Annotated in this window: 13 protein-coding genes; 9 read left to right on the plus strand and 4 right to left on the minus strand. The window is 71.3% G+C overall.

The window, feature by feature from the left end; genetic code table 11:
• Positions 1 to 40 precede the first annotated feature (40 nt).
• Both BL253_RS12085 and BL253_RS12090 read left to right on the plus strand, forming a co-directional pair.
• On the plus strand, positions 41 to 1003 hold the full coding sequence (locus tag BL253_RS12085) for an LLM class F420-dependent oxidoreductase (protein WP_076816570.1): 963 nt from the start codon (positions 41 to 43) through the stop codon (positions 1001 to 1003).
• Between the two features lie 360 nt (positions 1004 to 1363).
• Entirely contained in the window at positions 1364 to 2407 is a 1044-nt protein-coding gene (locus tag BL253_RS12090; protein ID WP_076816571.1) for a CaiB/BaiF CoA transferase family protein, read from the plus strand.
• A gap of 13 nt (positions 2408 to 2420) precedes the next feature.
• Here the strand turns inward: BL253_RS12090 and BL253_RS12095 are convergent, their stop codons facing one another.
• A complete protein-coding gene (locus BL253_RS12095; RefSeq protein ID WP_076816421.1) occupies positions 2421 to 3467 on the minus strand; it encodes a ferredoxin--NADP reductase in 1047 nt (348 codons plus the stop codon).
• Between the two features lie 75 nt (positions 3468 to 3542).
• On the opposite strand from BL253_RS12095, the gene BL253_RS12100 reads away from it, so the two are divergent.
• From BL253_RS12100 to BL253_RS12120, 5 genes are all read left to right on the plus strand, one after another.
• The gene (locus BL253_RS12100) at positions 3543 to 5093 is read left to right on the plus strand and encodes a class I adenylate-forming enzyme family protein (RefSeq protein ID WP_076816422.1); all 1551 of its coding nucleotides are present in this window, start codon (positions 3543 to 3545) and stop codon (positions 5091 to 5093) included.
• Between the two features lie 724 nt (positions 5094 to 5817).
• Positions 5818 to 6759, plus strand: coding sequence for an acyl-CoA dehydrogenase family protein (locus BL253_RS12105; protein WP_076816424.1), 942 nt, complete (start codon positions 5818 to 5820; stop codon positions 6757 to 6759).
• On the plus strand, positions 6746 to 7846 hold the full coding sequence (locus tag BL253_RS12110) for an acyl-CoA dehydrogenase family protein (RefSeq protein ID WP_076816426.1): 1101 nt from the start codon (positions 6746 to 6748) through the stop codon (positions 7844 to 7846). The genes BL253_RS12105 and BL253_RS12110 overlap by 14 nt, the downstream gene beginning before the upstream one ends.
• Positions 7847 to 7952: 106 nt before the next feature.
• Positions 7953 to 8732, plus strand: a complete 780-nt coding sequence (locus BL253_RS12115; RefSeq protein ID WP_241834729.1) for an enoyl-CoA hydratase/isomerase family protein — start codon at positions 7953 to 7955, stop codon at positions 8730 to 8732.
• Positions 8733 to 8738: 6 nt separating this feature from the next.
• Entirely contained in the window at positions 8739 to 9878 is a 1140-nt protein-coding gene (locus tag BL253_RS12120; RefSeq protein WP_076816428.1) for an acyl-CoA dehydrogenase family protein, read from the plus strand.
• A gap of 251 nt (positions 9879 to 10129) precedes the next feature.
• Here BL253_RS12120 and BL253_RS12125 read toward each other — a convergent pair whose 3' ends face one another.
• Together BL253_RS12125 and BL253_RS12130 are read right to left on the minus strand one after the other, a co-directional pair.
• On the minus strand, positions 10130 to 10678 hold the full coding sequence (locus tag BL253_RS12125; protein WP_076816429.1) for a GNAT family N-acetyltransferase: 549 nt from the start codon (positions 10676 to 10678) through the stop codon (positions 10130 to 10132).
• On the minus strand, positions 10675 to 11910 hold the full coding sequence (locus BL253_RS12130) for a helix-turn-helix domain-containing protein (protein ID WP_076816431.1): 1236 nt from the start codon (positions 11908 to 11910) through the stop codon (positions 10675 to 10677). The genes BL253_RS12125 and BL253_RS12130 overlap by 4 nt, the downstream gene beginning before the upstream one ends.
• A 256-nt stretch (positions 11911 to 12166) precedes the next feature.
• On the opposite strand from BL253_RS12130, the gene BL253_RS12135 reads away from it, so the two are divergent.
• Complete coding sequence (locus BL253_RS12135) at positions 12167 to 12622, plus strand: glycine-rich domain-containing protein (protein ID WP_076816433.1); 456 nt, start codon at positions 12167 to 12169, stop codon at positions 12620 to 12622.
• Positions 12623 to 12736: 114 nt separating this feature from the next.
• On the plus strand, positions 12737 to 13516 hold the full coding sequence (locus BL253_RS12140; protein ID WP_076816434.1) for an aminoglycoside phosphotransferase family protein: 780 nt from the start codon (positions 12737 to 12739) through the stop codon (positions 13514 to 13516).
• 47 nt (positions 13517 to 13563) lie between these two features.
• Here the strand turns inward: BL253_RS12140 and BL253_RS12145 are convergent, their stop codons facing one another.
• Positions 13564 to 15081, minus strand: coding sequence for a tetratricopeptide repeat protein (locus BL253_RS12145; protein ID WP_081438251.1), 1518 nt, complete (start codon positions 15079 to 15081; stop codon positions 13564 to 13566).
• Positions 15082 to 15275 lie beyond the last annotated feature (194 nt).

The raw sequence follows: 15275 nt of genomic DNA on the forward strand, positions 1-15275 counted from the left end.
ACAAGTCGAAGAGTCAGAGCTGAAGAGTTAGGTGGAGAAGATGGCGCGGTTCGGCGTGATGATCGGGCCTGAGCGCGGGGACTCCGTGCGTAAGGCCGCGCGGATGCTCGACGACGTCCGCTGGGCCGAGGGCGCGGGGATGGACACCGCCTGGATCCCCCAGGTCCCGACGGACTTCGACGCGCTGATCACCGTCGCCCTGATGGGCACGGTGACCGAGCGCATCGAGCTGGGGACCGCGGTGGTCCCGCTGCAGCCGCAGCACCCGATCGCGCTCGCGCGGTCCGCGATGTCGGCGCACGCCGCCACGAACGGCCGGCTCGCGCTCGGCGTCGGGCCGTCGCACCACTGGATCGTCAAGGACATGCTCGGCCTGCCCTACGACAAGCCGGCCGCGTTCACCCGCGACTACCTCGAGGTGCTGAACGCCGCCCTCGCCGGCACCGGCGGCGCCGACGTCGAGAACGACACCTTCACGGTGCACAACCCGCTCGACCTCACCCCGGTCAAGCCGCTGCCGGTGCTGGTCGCCGCCCTCGGCCCGGTGATGCTGCGGATCGCCGGCGAGAAGGCGGACGGCACCGTGCTGTGGCTGGCCGACGAGCGGGCCATCGGCGAGCACATCGCGCCGAGGATCACCAAGGCGGCCGAGGAGGCCGGCCGCCCGGCGCCGCGGATCGTCGCGGGCATCCCGGTCTGCCTGTGCCGGCCGGACGAGGTCGACGAGGCCAAGGCGCGCGCCAAACGGGTCCTCGGCGAGGCGGAGGTCTCCCCGAACTACCAGCGCCTGCTCGACCAGGGCGATGCCGGCGACGTCGGCGACCTCGCCGCCGTCGGTGACGAGGAGATGATCGTCGCCCGGATCAGGCGGTTCCTCGACGCCGGCGTCACCGACCTCTCCGCGCGCCTCCTGCCGATCGGCGACAACCGCGACGAGCTCGTCGCCTCCAAGCGCCGCACCCGCGAGGTCTACGCCCAGATCGCCGCCGACCTTCGGGCCTGAGCCGGACCGCGCGACCCCTCGGTCGCCCGCACCAGCCCCCGCACCAGCCCCCGCGCCGGCGGCCGGGCCCGCGGCTTGATCGCGGTCTCAGCCCTCCGGTGGTCACGATCCGACCCGCGCTGGGCAACCCATGGCAGGACACAAACAGCGATCACCGAGGTTGGTGTGTCGGGCCATGATGGTGGGTGGCCTGACCTGGTTGGGGTCGGCGAGGTGGCTGGGCGGGCGCTGTGCCGAGGCGCGTCAGCGCGTGACGCGCGCGCTCGCCGCGCGCACGAAGGGAGCGCGGTGACGGAGCGAGCTCGGGAAGCCGGGACCGGTTCCGGTTCCGGTTCCGGTTCTGCCGCTGGCCAGGGGCCGCTGGCGGGAATCAGGATCCTCGAGGCCGGCCACATCCTGGCCGGCCCGTACGCCTCGATGGTGCTGTCGGACCTCGGCGCCGAGGTCACCAAGATCGAGCCGCCGACGGGTGACATGTCGCGGCAGGTCGGCGAGGCCTACTTCGCCAGCCTCAACCGCGGCAAGCGCAGCGTCGTCGCCGACCTGACCACGAGGGAAGGCCAGGACCGGCTGCACGAGCTGGCCGCGGGCGCGCACGCGCTGATCGTCAACCAGCGGCCGTCCGCGATCCGCAAGCTCGGGCTGACCTACGAGGCACTGCGCCCGTACAACGAGAGGCTCGTCTGCGTCGCGATCACCGGCTACGGCCTGCGTGCYGGCGACGACCCGGCGTTCGACTACATCATCCAGGCGGCCACCGGCGTCGCGGCGCTCACCGGCGAACCGGCCGGCCCGCCGACGCTGCCCGGTTACACGGCCGCGGACAACTCCGCGGGCCTGACCGCCGCGCTCGGCCTGCTCGCCCAGATCGTCTCCGGCCGGGGCGGGCAGGTCGAGGTGTCGCTGCGCGACGTCATGCTCTCGCAGCTCAACTACAAGGCGTCGGCGTACCTGAACGAGGGCACCGAGCCGGTGCGGCACCCGTTCGGCGCGCACTCGTACTACGTGCCGGCGCAGCTGTTCCCGACCGCGGACGGCTTCGTCGCCATGTTCCTGACGCACGACCGCTCCTGGCGGACGTTCGTGGCGGAGGCCGGGATCCCGCCGGAGGAGGTCGCGGCCTTCCCGACGATGGCCGACCGGGCCGCGAACCGCGAGAAGGTGGTGGCGGTCGTCATCAGGGCGCTGGCCGCGGACACCGCGCGCGGCTGGGAGGCACGGCTGCGTCCTCAGGGCATCCCGATCGCCGCGGTCCGTACCCTGCCCGACGCCCTGGCAGAGGCCCCCGAGGCCGTCGTCGACGCGGGTGGCGGCTTCCGCCTGATCGGCAGCCCCATCCGCGTCGACGGCTACGAACCGAGCTACGGCCCGCCCCCGGCCCTCGGCGAGCACGGCACGGCCTGAAGCCCAGGGTCGGTCACTCGTACCTGACGACGACCTTCTCCGACTCGGGGAGGCCCTGGCAGGTGAGCACGTAGCCGTCGGCGACCTCGTCGTCGGTCAGTGCGTCGTTCACCCGCATCGAGACCTCGCCCTCCTCGACGTGGGCCATGCAGGTCGCGCAGGTGCCGGACTCGCAGGAGAACGGCGGGGTGAGCCCGCCGCGGCGCGCGCTCTCCAGGAAAGTCTCGCCGGGCCGGCGGGGCAGCGTCACCTTCTTGCGGCCCAGAATGATCGTGACCGTGCCCTCGAGGACCTGGCTGGCCGCCGAGCCGGAGCCCGAGCCCTCGGCCCCGGTGGCCGCGGCTGTCTCGTCCTCCTCCGGAGGCAGCGGGGCCGTCACGCCGAACCGCTCGATGAAGATCTTCCCCGCCGCGGGGATGGCCGCCTCGACCAGGTCCATGAACGGCGTCGGGCCGCAGATATAGACGTCGGCGCCGGCGTCCTCGCCGAGGAAGGCGCGGACCGCCTCCGCGTCCAGGAAGCCCTTCTCAGCGTCCAGGTGGCGGGTGACCGACAGCCGGTCCGGGTACCGCTCGGCCAGGTCGGTCAGCGCCTGCCAGAAGATCGCCGCYGGCTGGTCCCGGTCGGCGCACAGGAGCCGGACCCGGCGGTTCGTCGTGGCGAGCGCGCTCTTGGCCAGGGAGATGACCGGGGTGATCCCGCTGCCGCCGCAGAAACCGATCAGCGGCGCGTCGGTCTCGCGCAGGCAGAAGACGCCGTGCGGCCTCGTCAGCTCGACCTCGTCGCCCTTGGCCAGGTTGTCGATCATCCAGTTGGACACCCGGCCGGCGGGGACTCGTTTGACGGTCACCGCGAGTTCGCCGTCTKTCTCCGGCGCGCTCGACATGGAGTAGCTGCGCAGCACTTCCTGGCCGTCGATCGTGACCTTGAAGGTGCAGAACTGGCCCGCGCGGTACTCCCACGGCCCCGTGACCGGGGCGAGCGCGAACGTCCGCGCGTCGGCCGTCTCCTCGATCACCCGGGTCACGGTCGCGCGCTGGAACAGCGGAGGTCTCGGCATGGGACGACATCCTCTGGTATTAAGGTTCTAACTAGACGAGAATACAGTTTCCACCGACGAGACGGGAGCCTCTCCATGGTGGTCCTCGTCTTCGAGGAGCAGGAGTACAGCCGAGCCCGGCTGGACGCCCTGACCGGCCAGTTAGCCCATCGGCTCGCCGTCGGAGGGGTCCGCGCCGGTGACCGCGTGGYGCTGATGTCGTCGACCCGTCCAGAACTCATCATCGCTGTACGGGCTGTCTGGCGCCTGGGTGCTTCCGTCGTGCTGCTCAGCCCCGCGTGGAAACGCGGTGACGTCGAGCACGCCCTGGCCGTCAGCCAGCCGGCACACGCCGTCGGCGACCACCCGGTGCTCGCCGAACTGACGCCGATGCTCCACCTGGACGAGCTCGTCGAGCTTACCGAGCCCACCGGGGCGACGGCTCCCACCGGGGCGACGGCTCCCGCCGAGGCGCCCACTCCCACCGAGACGGCGGCTCCCGACCCCACCGCGGACGCGCTGTTCGTGTTCAGCTCCGGCACGACTGGCCTCCCGAAGGCCGTGCGGCACACCCACGGCTCCTTCGCCGCCGCCGTCGGACACTGGCGTGAGGTGCTCGGGATGACGGCGGCCGACCGTATCCAGGTCGCGACCCCGCCGTCGCACATCCTCGGCATCCTGAACATCGTCACCGCGCTCGAGACCGGGACCTGGATGCGGCTGCACCGCCGCTTCAGCCTGGACGCGCTGCTGCGCTCGATCCAGGACGACCGGATCACCATCGAGATGGCGGTCGCCCCGATCGCGCTCGCGATGGCCTCACACCCGGACCTGGAGTCGTTCGACCTGTCGTCGCTGCGCTTCGTCATGTGGGGCGCGACCCCCATCACGGCCAGCGTCGCCGAGACCGTCACCCGCCGGGCCGGGGTGCGGTGGCTGCCCGCCTACGGCGCGAGCGAGCTGCCCGTCCTCGCGTGCAACCCGCTTGAGGGCGCCCGGCTGGACAGCGTCGGGAAGGCCGCGCCGGGAGTGATCCTGCGCGTCGTCGACCTGGAGACCGGCAAGCCGGTCGGCCCGGCGGAGACCGGCGAGATCCAGGCCCGCTCGCCGTCGCTGATGGCCGGCTACCTGCCAGCGGAGGCGAACGCGGAGGCCTTCGCCGACGGCTGGTACCGCACCGGCGACGTCGGCACCATCGACGCCGACGGCTGGGTGCGGCTCACCGACCGGCGCAAGGAGATGATCAAAGTGCGCGGCTTCCAGGTCGCGCCCGCCGAGGTCGAGGCGGTGCTGCACGGCCATCCGGCGGTCGCCGACTGCGCTGTCTTCGGCGTCCCGGACCCCGTCGCGGGCGAGGCGATCGTCGCGGCCGTGACCCGGGCGTTCCCCGCGGGCGGGGGACAGCCGGGCGGCGGCGAGTCCGGCGGTGGCGATGAGCCGGGCGGCGGTGGCGCGGCGGGTGGCGAGTCCGATGAGGCGCTGGCCGAGGAACTGACCGCGCTGGTCGCGGCCCGGCTGGCCTCCTACAAGCGTCCGGCGCGGGTCGTGTTCGTGCCCGAGATCCCCCGTCTCCCGTCCGGAAAGGTCCTGCGCCGCGTCCTGCGCGACACGACCCTCACCCCGAAGTCCCCGCGGGGTACCGGATGACCGCGACCCCACGAGCGAAGCGAAGCGGCTGGGCCGCAGCGAAGGCGGGAACAAGCCTGGGGTTGGGCGGGAAGGTTGTCATGGTTCGCTCCGTGCGGGCGCGACGCTGTGACATTGGTTCGCTCCGTGCGGGCGCGGCGCTCCGCGGCCGTCCTCGCCTGGCGGCTCGGACGACCACTCCGCGCCGCGTCCTCCTCCGCGAACGTGCCCTGCGGCGACCTCGCTGCGGCCCGGCTATGGTCGCTTCGCTCCATGGCCGGGCCTCCGCGAGGCGCGCCTTCGGGCCAGCCGGGTTGCTTTGCGCTGGCCCGCCACCGGTCCGGGTTCGGCTGCTGGCCGGACGTGAATCTGACCCTGTGCACGAGCGCAGGGAGGTGCTCTGCGGCATGAGTCAAACCCGGGTTCGTCACGTTCCAGCGGCGGGCGACCGTGCCGGCCCGGAGGCGCGCCTCGCGGAGGCCCGTCCCCGAGCGAAGCGAAGGGGCGCTTTCCACGGGGGCCGGTCCCGGCCGGTGACGTTAAAGCGCTGCGTGACCGTGCTGGCCCGGAGGCGCGCCTCCGCGGAGGCCCGGCCCCGAGCGAAGCGAAGGGGTTGGGCCGCAGCGGAGGTCGCCGCAGGGCACGTGAGCGCAGGAGGACGCGGCGCGGAGGTCCCGTGGGAGCGAAGCGAGTACGGGGCCGGAGCGCCGCGCCCGGACGGAGCGAACCAGAAACAAGGAGCAGCATGGACGTTCGTCTGACGACTGAGCAGCGCGAGCTGCGGGACGCGGCCGCCCGGCTCGCGGATGATCTCGGCCCCGGGTCCGTGCTTGACCTGGCCGACGACGACCGGGCGGCGCGGCTGGAGAAGGCGATCGCCGCGACCGGCTGGCGGACCCTGCGGTCCGACGGCGCCTCCGGCGTCGAGGTCGCCCTGGTCGTCGAGGAGTTCGCCCGCGGCCTGATCGACGTGCCGTTCGTCGGCCCGGTGCTGGCCGACGACCTGTACGCGCGGCTGACGGCGGCGGGTGAGTCCGTGCCCGAGGGGCTCGGGGCGGCGGCGGCCGGCGCGGCCACGGTCGGGGTGGACGGCATCGCCGTCGACGCCAAGGGCCTGCGCGGCCTGCTCACGCTCGAGGGCACCCAGGTGCTCGCCGGCGGTGTCGGGGCTACCGTCGAGGGTGTCGACCTGACCAGGCTCACCGGCGAGGTCGCCGGCCCGCTCACGGCGGTCGGCGAGCTGGACACCGAGGCGACGCTGCGGTGGCACGCGCTCGCGCTCGTCGTGACCACGGCCGACATGCTGGGCGCGGCCCGCGGCGCGCAGACCCTCGCCGTCGAGTACTCCAAGGTGCGCCAGCAGTACGGCCACGCCGTCGGCTCGTACCAGGCGGTCGCCCACCTGCTCGCGGAGGCGCTCGCCCTCGTCGAGGGGGCGGTGAGCGTGTTGCGGCACGCGGCGTGGGCGGTCGACGAGCTGTCGGCCGCCGAGGCCGTCCAGGCCGCACTCGTCGCGAAGATCTACACGGAGCGCGCCGCCCGCACCATCTGTGAGACCTCGATCCAGGTGCACGGCGGCATCGGCAACACCTGGGAGTGCCTCGCGCATGTCTTCCTGCGGCGCGTRCTGACGTCGGCCGAGCTGTTCCCGGCCAGTCTTGAGGAGATCGACCTTGGACTTTCGTGACTCCCCGGAGGAGGCCGCGTTCCGCGCGCGGCTACGGGCATGGCTGACCGAGCACGCCGGTGATTTCAAGGCGTCCGGCGACGACTACTGGCACCAGGCCGGGCGGTGGCACACCGCTCTCTATGAGGGTGGCTTCTTCGGCCTGTCGTGGCCGAAGCGGTTCGGTGGGCACGACCTGCCGCCGGTCTACGACGTCATCCTCGACGAGGAGCTGGCCATCGCCGGCGCCCCGCCGCGGCCCAGCCTCGGGTATCTGGCGCACGGCCTGGGCCGGCACGCCAGCGAGGAGGTCCAGCAGCGCTTCCTGCCCGGAATGATCAACGGGACCGAGCGGTGGTGCCAGGGCTTCAGCGAGCCGGGCGCCGGTTCCGACCTCGCCTCGCTGACGACCCGGGCCGAGCCTGACGGCGACGAGTACGTCCTGCACGGCCACAAGATCTGGACGAGCTACTCCGACGTCGCCGACCTGTGTCTGGTGCTCGCCCGCACCGATCCGGACGTGCCCCGGCACAAGGGCATCTCCGGCTTCATCGTCTCGATGCACCAGCCGGGCATCGAGCAGCGGCCCCTGAAGATGATCAACGGGGTGTCGGCCGAGTTCGGCCAGGTGGTGTTCGACGGCGCCCGGGTGCCGGCCGCCAACATGGTCGGTAAGCCCGGCGACGGCTGGAAGCTCGCGATGACCGTCGTCGGCCACGAGCGCGAGCCGTCGACGCTGGGCTTCTCCGCCCGCTACGGCAAGCTCGTCCGCTCGCTCGCGAAGACGGCCGACTCCGCCGGCGGGAAGGTGCCCGACGACCTGCGCTGGGCGGCGGTGCAGGCCGAGATGCTGCGGCTGCACGTGCGCCGGCGGCTGTCCGAGCAGCTCGACGGCGTCACACACACCTCGGACGGCTCGCTGGACAAGCTGCTCATGACCTGGGTCGAGCAGTCCGTGGGCCACGCGGCGCTGGCCGTCACCGGCACCAGGGACCCGGAGAACCTCGCGGCCTATCTGTACAGCCGCGCGCAGAGCGTCATGGGTGGCACGTCCCAGATCCAGAAGAACATCATCGCGGGCCGCATCCTCGGCCTGCCGACGAGCTAGCCGCTCGACCCCACGGCCGGTGGCTGGCGCCCGGCGGCTGGTGGCCGCCCGGGTCTCCAGCCACCAGGCCTGAGGGGAAACGGCCGTCAGGCCTGAAGGGAACACAGTGTCGGACAACCTGTACGACCTGCCGGACGAGATCCAGGTCCGGGCCGACGGCCCGATCCGGATCATCACGCTGAACCGGCCGGACCACCTGAACGCGGTCAACCACGAGCTGCACCTCGGCCTCGCCAAGGTGTGGACGCTGCTGTCGGAGGACCTGGAGGCCAGGGCCGCGGTGCTCACGGGCGCCGGGCGGGCGTTCTCGGCCGGCGGTGACTTCGCCTACCTGGAGCGGCTGCGGAAGGACCCCGACCTGCAGCGGCTGACGATCATGCATGGCCGGGAGCTCGTGCTCGGCATGGCGCGCTGCCGGGTGCCGGTCGTCGCCGCGGTCAACGGGCCGGCGGCCGGCCTCGGCTGCAGCCTGGTGGCGCTGTCCGACATCGTCTACCTGGCCGAGAAGGCGTACCTGCTCGACCCGCACGTGCAGGTCGGCCTGGTCGCGGCCGACGGCGGCCCGCTCACCTGGCCGCTGCACACCAGCCTGCACTGGGCCAAGGAGTACGCCCTCACGGGCGCGAAGATCCCGGCGGAGCGTGCCCTGGCGATGGGTCTGGCGAACCACATCGTCGCCGACCCGTTCGCCGAGGCACTCGAGTGCGCGAAGAAGATCGCCGGTCTGCCCCGCCAGGCCGTGGAGTCGACGAAGCGGCTGCTGAACATCCACCTGGAGCGGGCGGTGTCGGCGAGCCTCGACTACGCGACGAACGCCGAGGAGCAGTCCTTCAAGACGGAGGACTTCGCCGCCATCGTCCAGAAGCTCAGCGCGGGCAAGGGGTGACGGCCGATGCGACGCACGGTCTACGGACCTGAGCACGAGGCATTCCGGGCCGCGGTCCGGACCTTCTTCGAGAAGGAGGTGGTCGCCCACTTCGACGAGTGGGAGGAGCGCGGCATGCCGCCGCGCGACTTCTACAACAAGTGCGGCGACCTAGGCATCCTCGGTCTCGGCATCCCGGAGGAGTACGGCGGCGGCGGCGCCTCGTACCTGTTCAACGCGGTCGTCGCCGAGGAGGCCGGCCGCCTGGGCCTGGGCCTCGGCCCGCTGCGCATCCACTGCGACATCAGCGTGCCGTACTTCGTCGACCACGCGAACGAGGAGCAGCGGTCCCGCTGGCTGCCAGGCCTGGCCAGCGGCGAGCTGGTCTGCGCGCTGGCCCTCACCGAGCCGGGCGCCGGCTCCGACCTCGCAGGCCTGTCCGCCAGCGCCCGGCTCGACGGCGACGAGTACGTGGTGAACGGCTCGAAGACGTTCATCACCGGCGGCCTGAACGCCGACATCTTCCTCACCGCGGTGAAGACCGACCCGACCCAGCGGCACGCCGGGCTGTCGCTCCTGGTGATCGACGCGGACGCACCCGGCGTCTCCCGGGGCGCGCCGATGAAGAAGATCGGCCTGCACATCCAGGAGGCCTGCGAGATCTTCTTCGACGACGTCCGGGTGCCGGTGGCGAACCTGCTGGGGGAGGTGGGCCAGGGGTTCACCTACCTGACATCCCACCTGCCGCAGGAGCGGATGTCGATCTCCGTCAACGCCCAGGCCTCGGCGGCGTCCGTCGTCCAGCAGACCGTCGACTACGTGAACGGCCGCAAGGCGTTCGGGAAGACCCTCAGCCACTTCCAGAACACCAAGTTCGTGCTGGCCGGCTGCGCGACCGAGGTCGAGGCCGGCTGGGCGATGCTCGACCGGGCACTGACCGCGCTCGACGCCGGCGAGCTGACGCCGACGGACGCGGCGAAGGTCAAGCTGTTCGTCACCGAGATGCAGGGCCGCGTCACCGACGCCTGCCTGCAGCTGTTCGGCGGGTACGGCTACATGACGGAGTACCCGGTCGCCCGGGCCTGGGCCGACGCCAGGGTCGGCCGCATCTACGGCGGCTCCAGCGAGATCATGAAGACCATCATCGCCAAGGACCTCGGCCTTTGATCTGATCGGCGCGAATCCGGATCATGCCCAGGACTTGCGTGACGACTCACCCCGCGGCCAGGGAGCCGTAGACGAACGCCCCGCCTTCCGGTGCAACTGCCAGGAGGCGGGCGTTCGTTATGTTCAGCTCAGCTGGTGGTCGGAGAAGGTTGCCGAAGCCGACCGTCGGCGAGTGGTCTTCGAACTAAACCCGAATGGCGATGATTCATGTAGGTCGCCGAGCCTGCGATCAGGCGCCTGGGACTGAGAGTTCAGCCGGCTGGCGACCTGTCCAACCGGTAGAGAACCTGGTCCTTCCACGGCCCGACGCTGCCGTGCCCAGTGACCGTGAAGCCGAGCTTCTCAGCGACCCGCTGGGAGGCGAGGTTGGCGGGGTCGATAATGGAGATCAAATGGTCGTCTGGCAACGTCGACCAGCCCCAGGCGATGGCTGCAGTCCCGGCCTCGGTCGCAAGGCCCTGGCCCCAAAGGTCTCGGCGGATCGACCAGGCGGCCTCGACCGCAGGCCATTCGAAGGCGGCATATAGTCCAGCGCGGCCGATGAACTCGCCGGTCGCCCGAAGCTCGACGGCCCACATCCCGTAACCGCGCAATGCCCACATGCCGATCAAGTGGCTTACCAGGCGCCAGGTTCCGGCGGTGTCGAAGGTACCGCCATTGTGGCTCATCGTCTCCTCGTCGGCGTTCATCGCCGAGTAGGGGGCGATGTCATCCGGGTCCCAGGCGCGAAGGAGTAGCCGGTCGGTGGTGACGGTGGGGATCGTGAAGGACGCGCCCGCCGTCGACGGAGGGGCAGTCATGACGTCTGGCCGGCGGTGAGGGCGAGCATCGCTGGCGCCTCGCGAAGCCGGCCACGCAGCTCGGCGACGGCCTGGACCGACCGGTGCGGTGCCATGACGCTGGCGAGCTCGCCGGCCCGAGCCCACACGCTGTACGTCGGGCGATCGGCGACCATGTCGAGTGCCCGGGAGACCGTGTCGGCCGCCGCGGTGATGTCGGCTCCGAGCAGTGCGCGGGAGTGGGCAAGCAGCGCGTTGGCATGCATTTCATAGGGCGCGTCAGACCTGGTGTCATATGCGGTGACGGACCCGGCTGTGATCGGCAAAGCCTCCTCGTGCCGGCCAAGTCGTGCGAGGGTGCCGCCGGCGATGAGCATTCCCCAAGCAGTGCTGTAGGGCTCGCATGACGGCTCGGATGCGCTGGGAATCGGCGACCGCTCCATCAGTTCCAGGGCACGCATCGCCCCCGTGTCGTCTCCGAGGGCGCCGAGCGCGCGCGCCTCATAGGCGGCGAGGACCGCCGTGTCGTAGGCATACCCCCAACGGCGGCCGTCGACAGCGACCGTGGCGGCCTCTCGATAGTCCCCGGCATAGAAGTGGAGAGTGCTCCACATGCCAGTGACGGCGGAGGAGAGTGCCGGATCGCCGGTACCAACGGCGTGTTCCTCGGCTAGCTCAAGGAAGGTGGCCGATCCGGCTGTGTCACCCGTGTTGAAGAACAGCCGGCAGAGTAGGTAGGCGAGTTGGCCGGCCGCGACGCGGAACGCGGGGCGGAGGCGGTCCGACTTCCAGGCRTCCGCGACGATCCCCTCGGCGAGGCGCCAATGTCGCCCGACGACGGGGATCAGCGCTGAGTGCGGAGTGACTCCGTACGTGTCAGTCACGGTGCGGACGGTGTGCTGGAGAAGAAGCAGGTCACTGCGGCCCGGGGTCGTCCGGCCGGTCCGGATCCGGACGGTTAGCTCGCCGGCGCTGGCAGCCAGCCCCGCAAGAAGGTCTCTACGGTCCGACGGACTCACCTCCGGTAGCTGCCCGCCTATCAATGTCTGCCTGCGGCGGCCAAGCTCGCCACCGGTTCGGTAGTACGCGTCGAGTCTCTCGACCAGGTCTCGCGATGGCAGGACGGTGCCGGTCTCGGCCCGTGAGATAGCCGTCCGATCGTGCAGAATCGCTGCCGCCAGCGCGGCCTGGCCCTTGTCGCCGCGCAGTTCGCGGATCCGCGCGGCCAGTTCCGCACGACCATCCTGCCCCATGCGAACCCCGCTTTGCCTGTGCGGACTGTGCTGACACCGCACATCACAGCACAACACGGTTGCACGTCTAGCGACTATTCGAACACTGCCTGACAGTGGTCTGAAGCTGCTCACTGCCTGAGAAGTCGGGCCGTTCCAGCTGCCGAGGCTCCGCCCGGCTCAGACCCGACCCGTCGAACGAACCCACTCCGCTCACCGGCTCGCGCCCGCCTGGGTGTCGCCACCCCGGGTGGGCGCGACACGATCAGGAGATGCCATGACGACACTCGCACCCGCCCCCCGACGATCAGGACGCGACCTGGTCGACGATGCTCTGTTCGCTCGGTTGACGACCCGCATCGTGGCCGACCACCCGGAGTACGCCGATCTGGCCGAGCGGATCGTCGACCAGACCCTCGCGTTCCTCGCCACCAGCGCGGGCAGTGCCACGCCCATGTCCCCTTCTCACCTGGTCGACATTGGGTGGCACACTTTCGTGCTCCACACCCGCGAGTACGCCCAGTTCTGCGCCCGGGTTGCCGGGCGGCTCATCCACCATGTGCCGGAGCACCCGTCGGAGTGGGGGATTACGGTCCTGACCGTGTCGAGGATGTTGCCCGCCATCGAGCGGGCTGGCTTCTATGTCGACCGCGCTCTGTGGATCGGCGAGCACGGCGACTGCGAGATCAAGAACTGCCACCAGTGCCATGCCACCTGCCACGACAGCCCCTGACAGGAGCCGGCACTGCGATTCCAATGGGACGACCTCCCCGCCCAGGCACGTGCCGCCGTCGAACGGCGGTACGGCCCTGTCCGCACGGCGACGACGGCGGCGGATGGCCTCACGGTGGGCGTCGCCTCCCGGCTCGACACGGACACCGGGCCGGTGTTCCTGAAGGCCGCACCGCTGCGCTCCCCGGCGATCGGCCACTACCAGCGAGAGGCCGCCGTGAACGCGGCCCTACCCGCAGGCATCCCAGCGCCGCGACTGCTGTGGTCAGGTGAGGTCGCCGGCTGGCTGCTGTTGTCGTTCGGACACCTCGACGGCCGAGACGCGGACTTGGCACCCGGCTCGCCCGACCTGACGCCTGTGCTGCGGACAGTGGGCGAACTCGCCGACCGGCTGACGCCGAACCCGTGGGACCGGGCACCCAGCGTGGCGGAGAGGTTCACCGCGTTGCGTGAGAAGGCCGATGAGTTGCTGGCCCAGTGCCCGGGTGAGTTCCCCGTGCTGGAGGCCGCAGCGGCCGGCTTCAGCCTCGCCGCGGTCGACGGCGGCACGTTGTTGCACGCAGATCTGCACGCCGGGAACTTCTTCGTCACCGCCGACGGCGTGTCGGTGATCGACTGGTCATTGGCGAGCCGGGGCGCCCCGTGGGTCGACGTCGCGATGCTCGTGCCCCGGCTCGTCGCCGCGGGGCACGGTGTCGCTGGGGCCGAGAGCCTCGCCGGCACAGTGCCTGGCTGGAAGGCTGCTCCGGAAGGTGCAGTGACCGGCCTGGCGGCGGTACGGGCGCTGTTCGCGGAGCATCAGGCCCGGTCCGGCCCGCCGCGATTGCGCGCGGCGCGTGCGATCGCGGCGGTGGTGGGGCGGGCATGGGTCGAATATCGAATCGGCGCCTTGTAGGACTCCGAGACGGATCCGCGTCGCGACGGACAATGTGGTTGTGATGGTCATGGGGCGATCACGGGGGCCAGGGCGCCGCGCACGGCGGCGGTGACGTCGGCGTCCGACGCGTCGACGTACATCTCCGAGGGCGGGCCGGTGTCGACATAGCCGTAGCTGGTGTAGCTGATCGTGCTGGGGCAGTTCGGGCCGTTGACCTGCACCCTGAGGTCGGACACCAGGCGCCCGGTCTGGACCTCGTAGACGCGGATCGGCACCGCGATCTTCTTGAATGCCACGTCCTTGGAGCCGAACACGCCGAAGTGGGTCTCGTACGAGCAGGTCCGAACCGTGTCGCCGTACTCTTTCGCGCCGGCGCAGACCACGAGCACCGCGTTCGCGACGTCGTCGGTCAGCCACTCGGCGGGCAGCTGGCCCACGTAGGTGTTGTCGCCGCGCAGGAGGGTGCGGTACGGCCCGTCGCCACCGTGCGGAGCCGCGCCACTGTAAGGCGCCGGGTTGGAGCAGTAAGCGGGCTGCCCGCCGCCGGAGCCGGTTCCCAACAGCTCACGGACGTGGGCCAGCTCGACCTGCTGGGTCGCCTTCCGGATCCCGTCGGTCGCCTTGCCGGCGAGCTTGTCACCCGGGTACTGGTCGAGCAGCCGCTGGTACTGGGTGCGCGCCGGCTCCCAGTCGCTGGAGGCGAGGAGGCTGTCGCCGCAGCCGACGATCGCCGCGGGGGCCAGCCGGGGGACGACGCCGGAGGCGCGGTCCAGCAGGTCGCCGGTCGGTTTCCTCGCGCGCAGGCCGTCGAGGATCGTCTCCGTGTCGCAGGCGTCGTGGACCGGGAGGCGGTCGAGGAACCCACTCAGGACTCCGTCGACCAGGCGCTCATGGTCCGGCGCGTCCGCGAGAATCGCCGACAGGCCGGTGAATCCCTGTGCCAGCGCGCCCTTGTCGCCGTCGAGTGCGTCGTCGAACTGGGCGGCGATGGCTCGAAGCCGTGCGCAGACCTTCCCGGTGGCGTCGCCGCTGACCGCTCCGGGAGCGTCGGCCAGGTAGTGGGCCGCCGACCTCCGGTCCAGGGCCTCCGTGGCCCGCGCGCAGTCGCCGTCCCGGACCGCCCCCGCCACGTCCGCGTTGATCCGCGCGACGTCGAACCGGAGCAGGGCGACGGCCGCGAGCACCGGGAGCGCGAGCACGAGCGCGGTGATCAGTGGTGTTCTTCCGCCGGCCCGCCGCCGGCGCCGCGGCCACCCACCCGCCAGGAACCAGCTATGCGCGATCTGGGCCAGCCACCACGCCAGGAAGACAAGCTCGAACCACACCGTCTGAAACGCCGTGGCGAGGAGGATGACGAGGACGAACGTCACCAGGCCGACGGCGACTGCCAGGCGCCGCCAGCCCAGCATCACGTACCCGACGCACAGCAGGGAGGCATTCCCGATCGCGACGGCTAGCGGGCCGCGGTTGAGGGGCAGCGAGCCGCGCTGGTCGGAGGCGTGGCCCAGGGGACCGGTACCCGTACCCGCGGATCCGCCGTCTCCGGGCGCGTTCGACGAGCCGGCGCCCCCAGGCAGATCCATGGGTCCCCCCACTGGCGATCCGTTCGCTCCGTTCCGCGCACATATCGTCCCGGATACGGCGCAACGGTGACGAGGCGAACGGACCACGTTGCTGTGTCGGGAAGCGGACGGCCACGGTCTGGCGCCAGAGCTTCCATAACGGGCACGGAGGGGCTAAAGGGCTGACCGAGGTGGACCCAAGGCCGGAGCACTCG

This window comes from Pseudofrankia asymbiotica (assembly GCF_001983105.1).
GTDB classification, from domain to species: domain Bacteria; phylum Actinomycetota; class Actinomycetes; order Frankiales; family Frankiaceae; genus Pseudofrankia; species Pseudofrankia asymbiotica.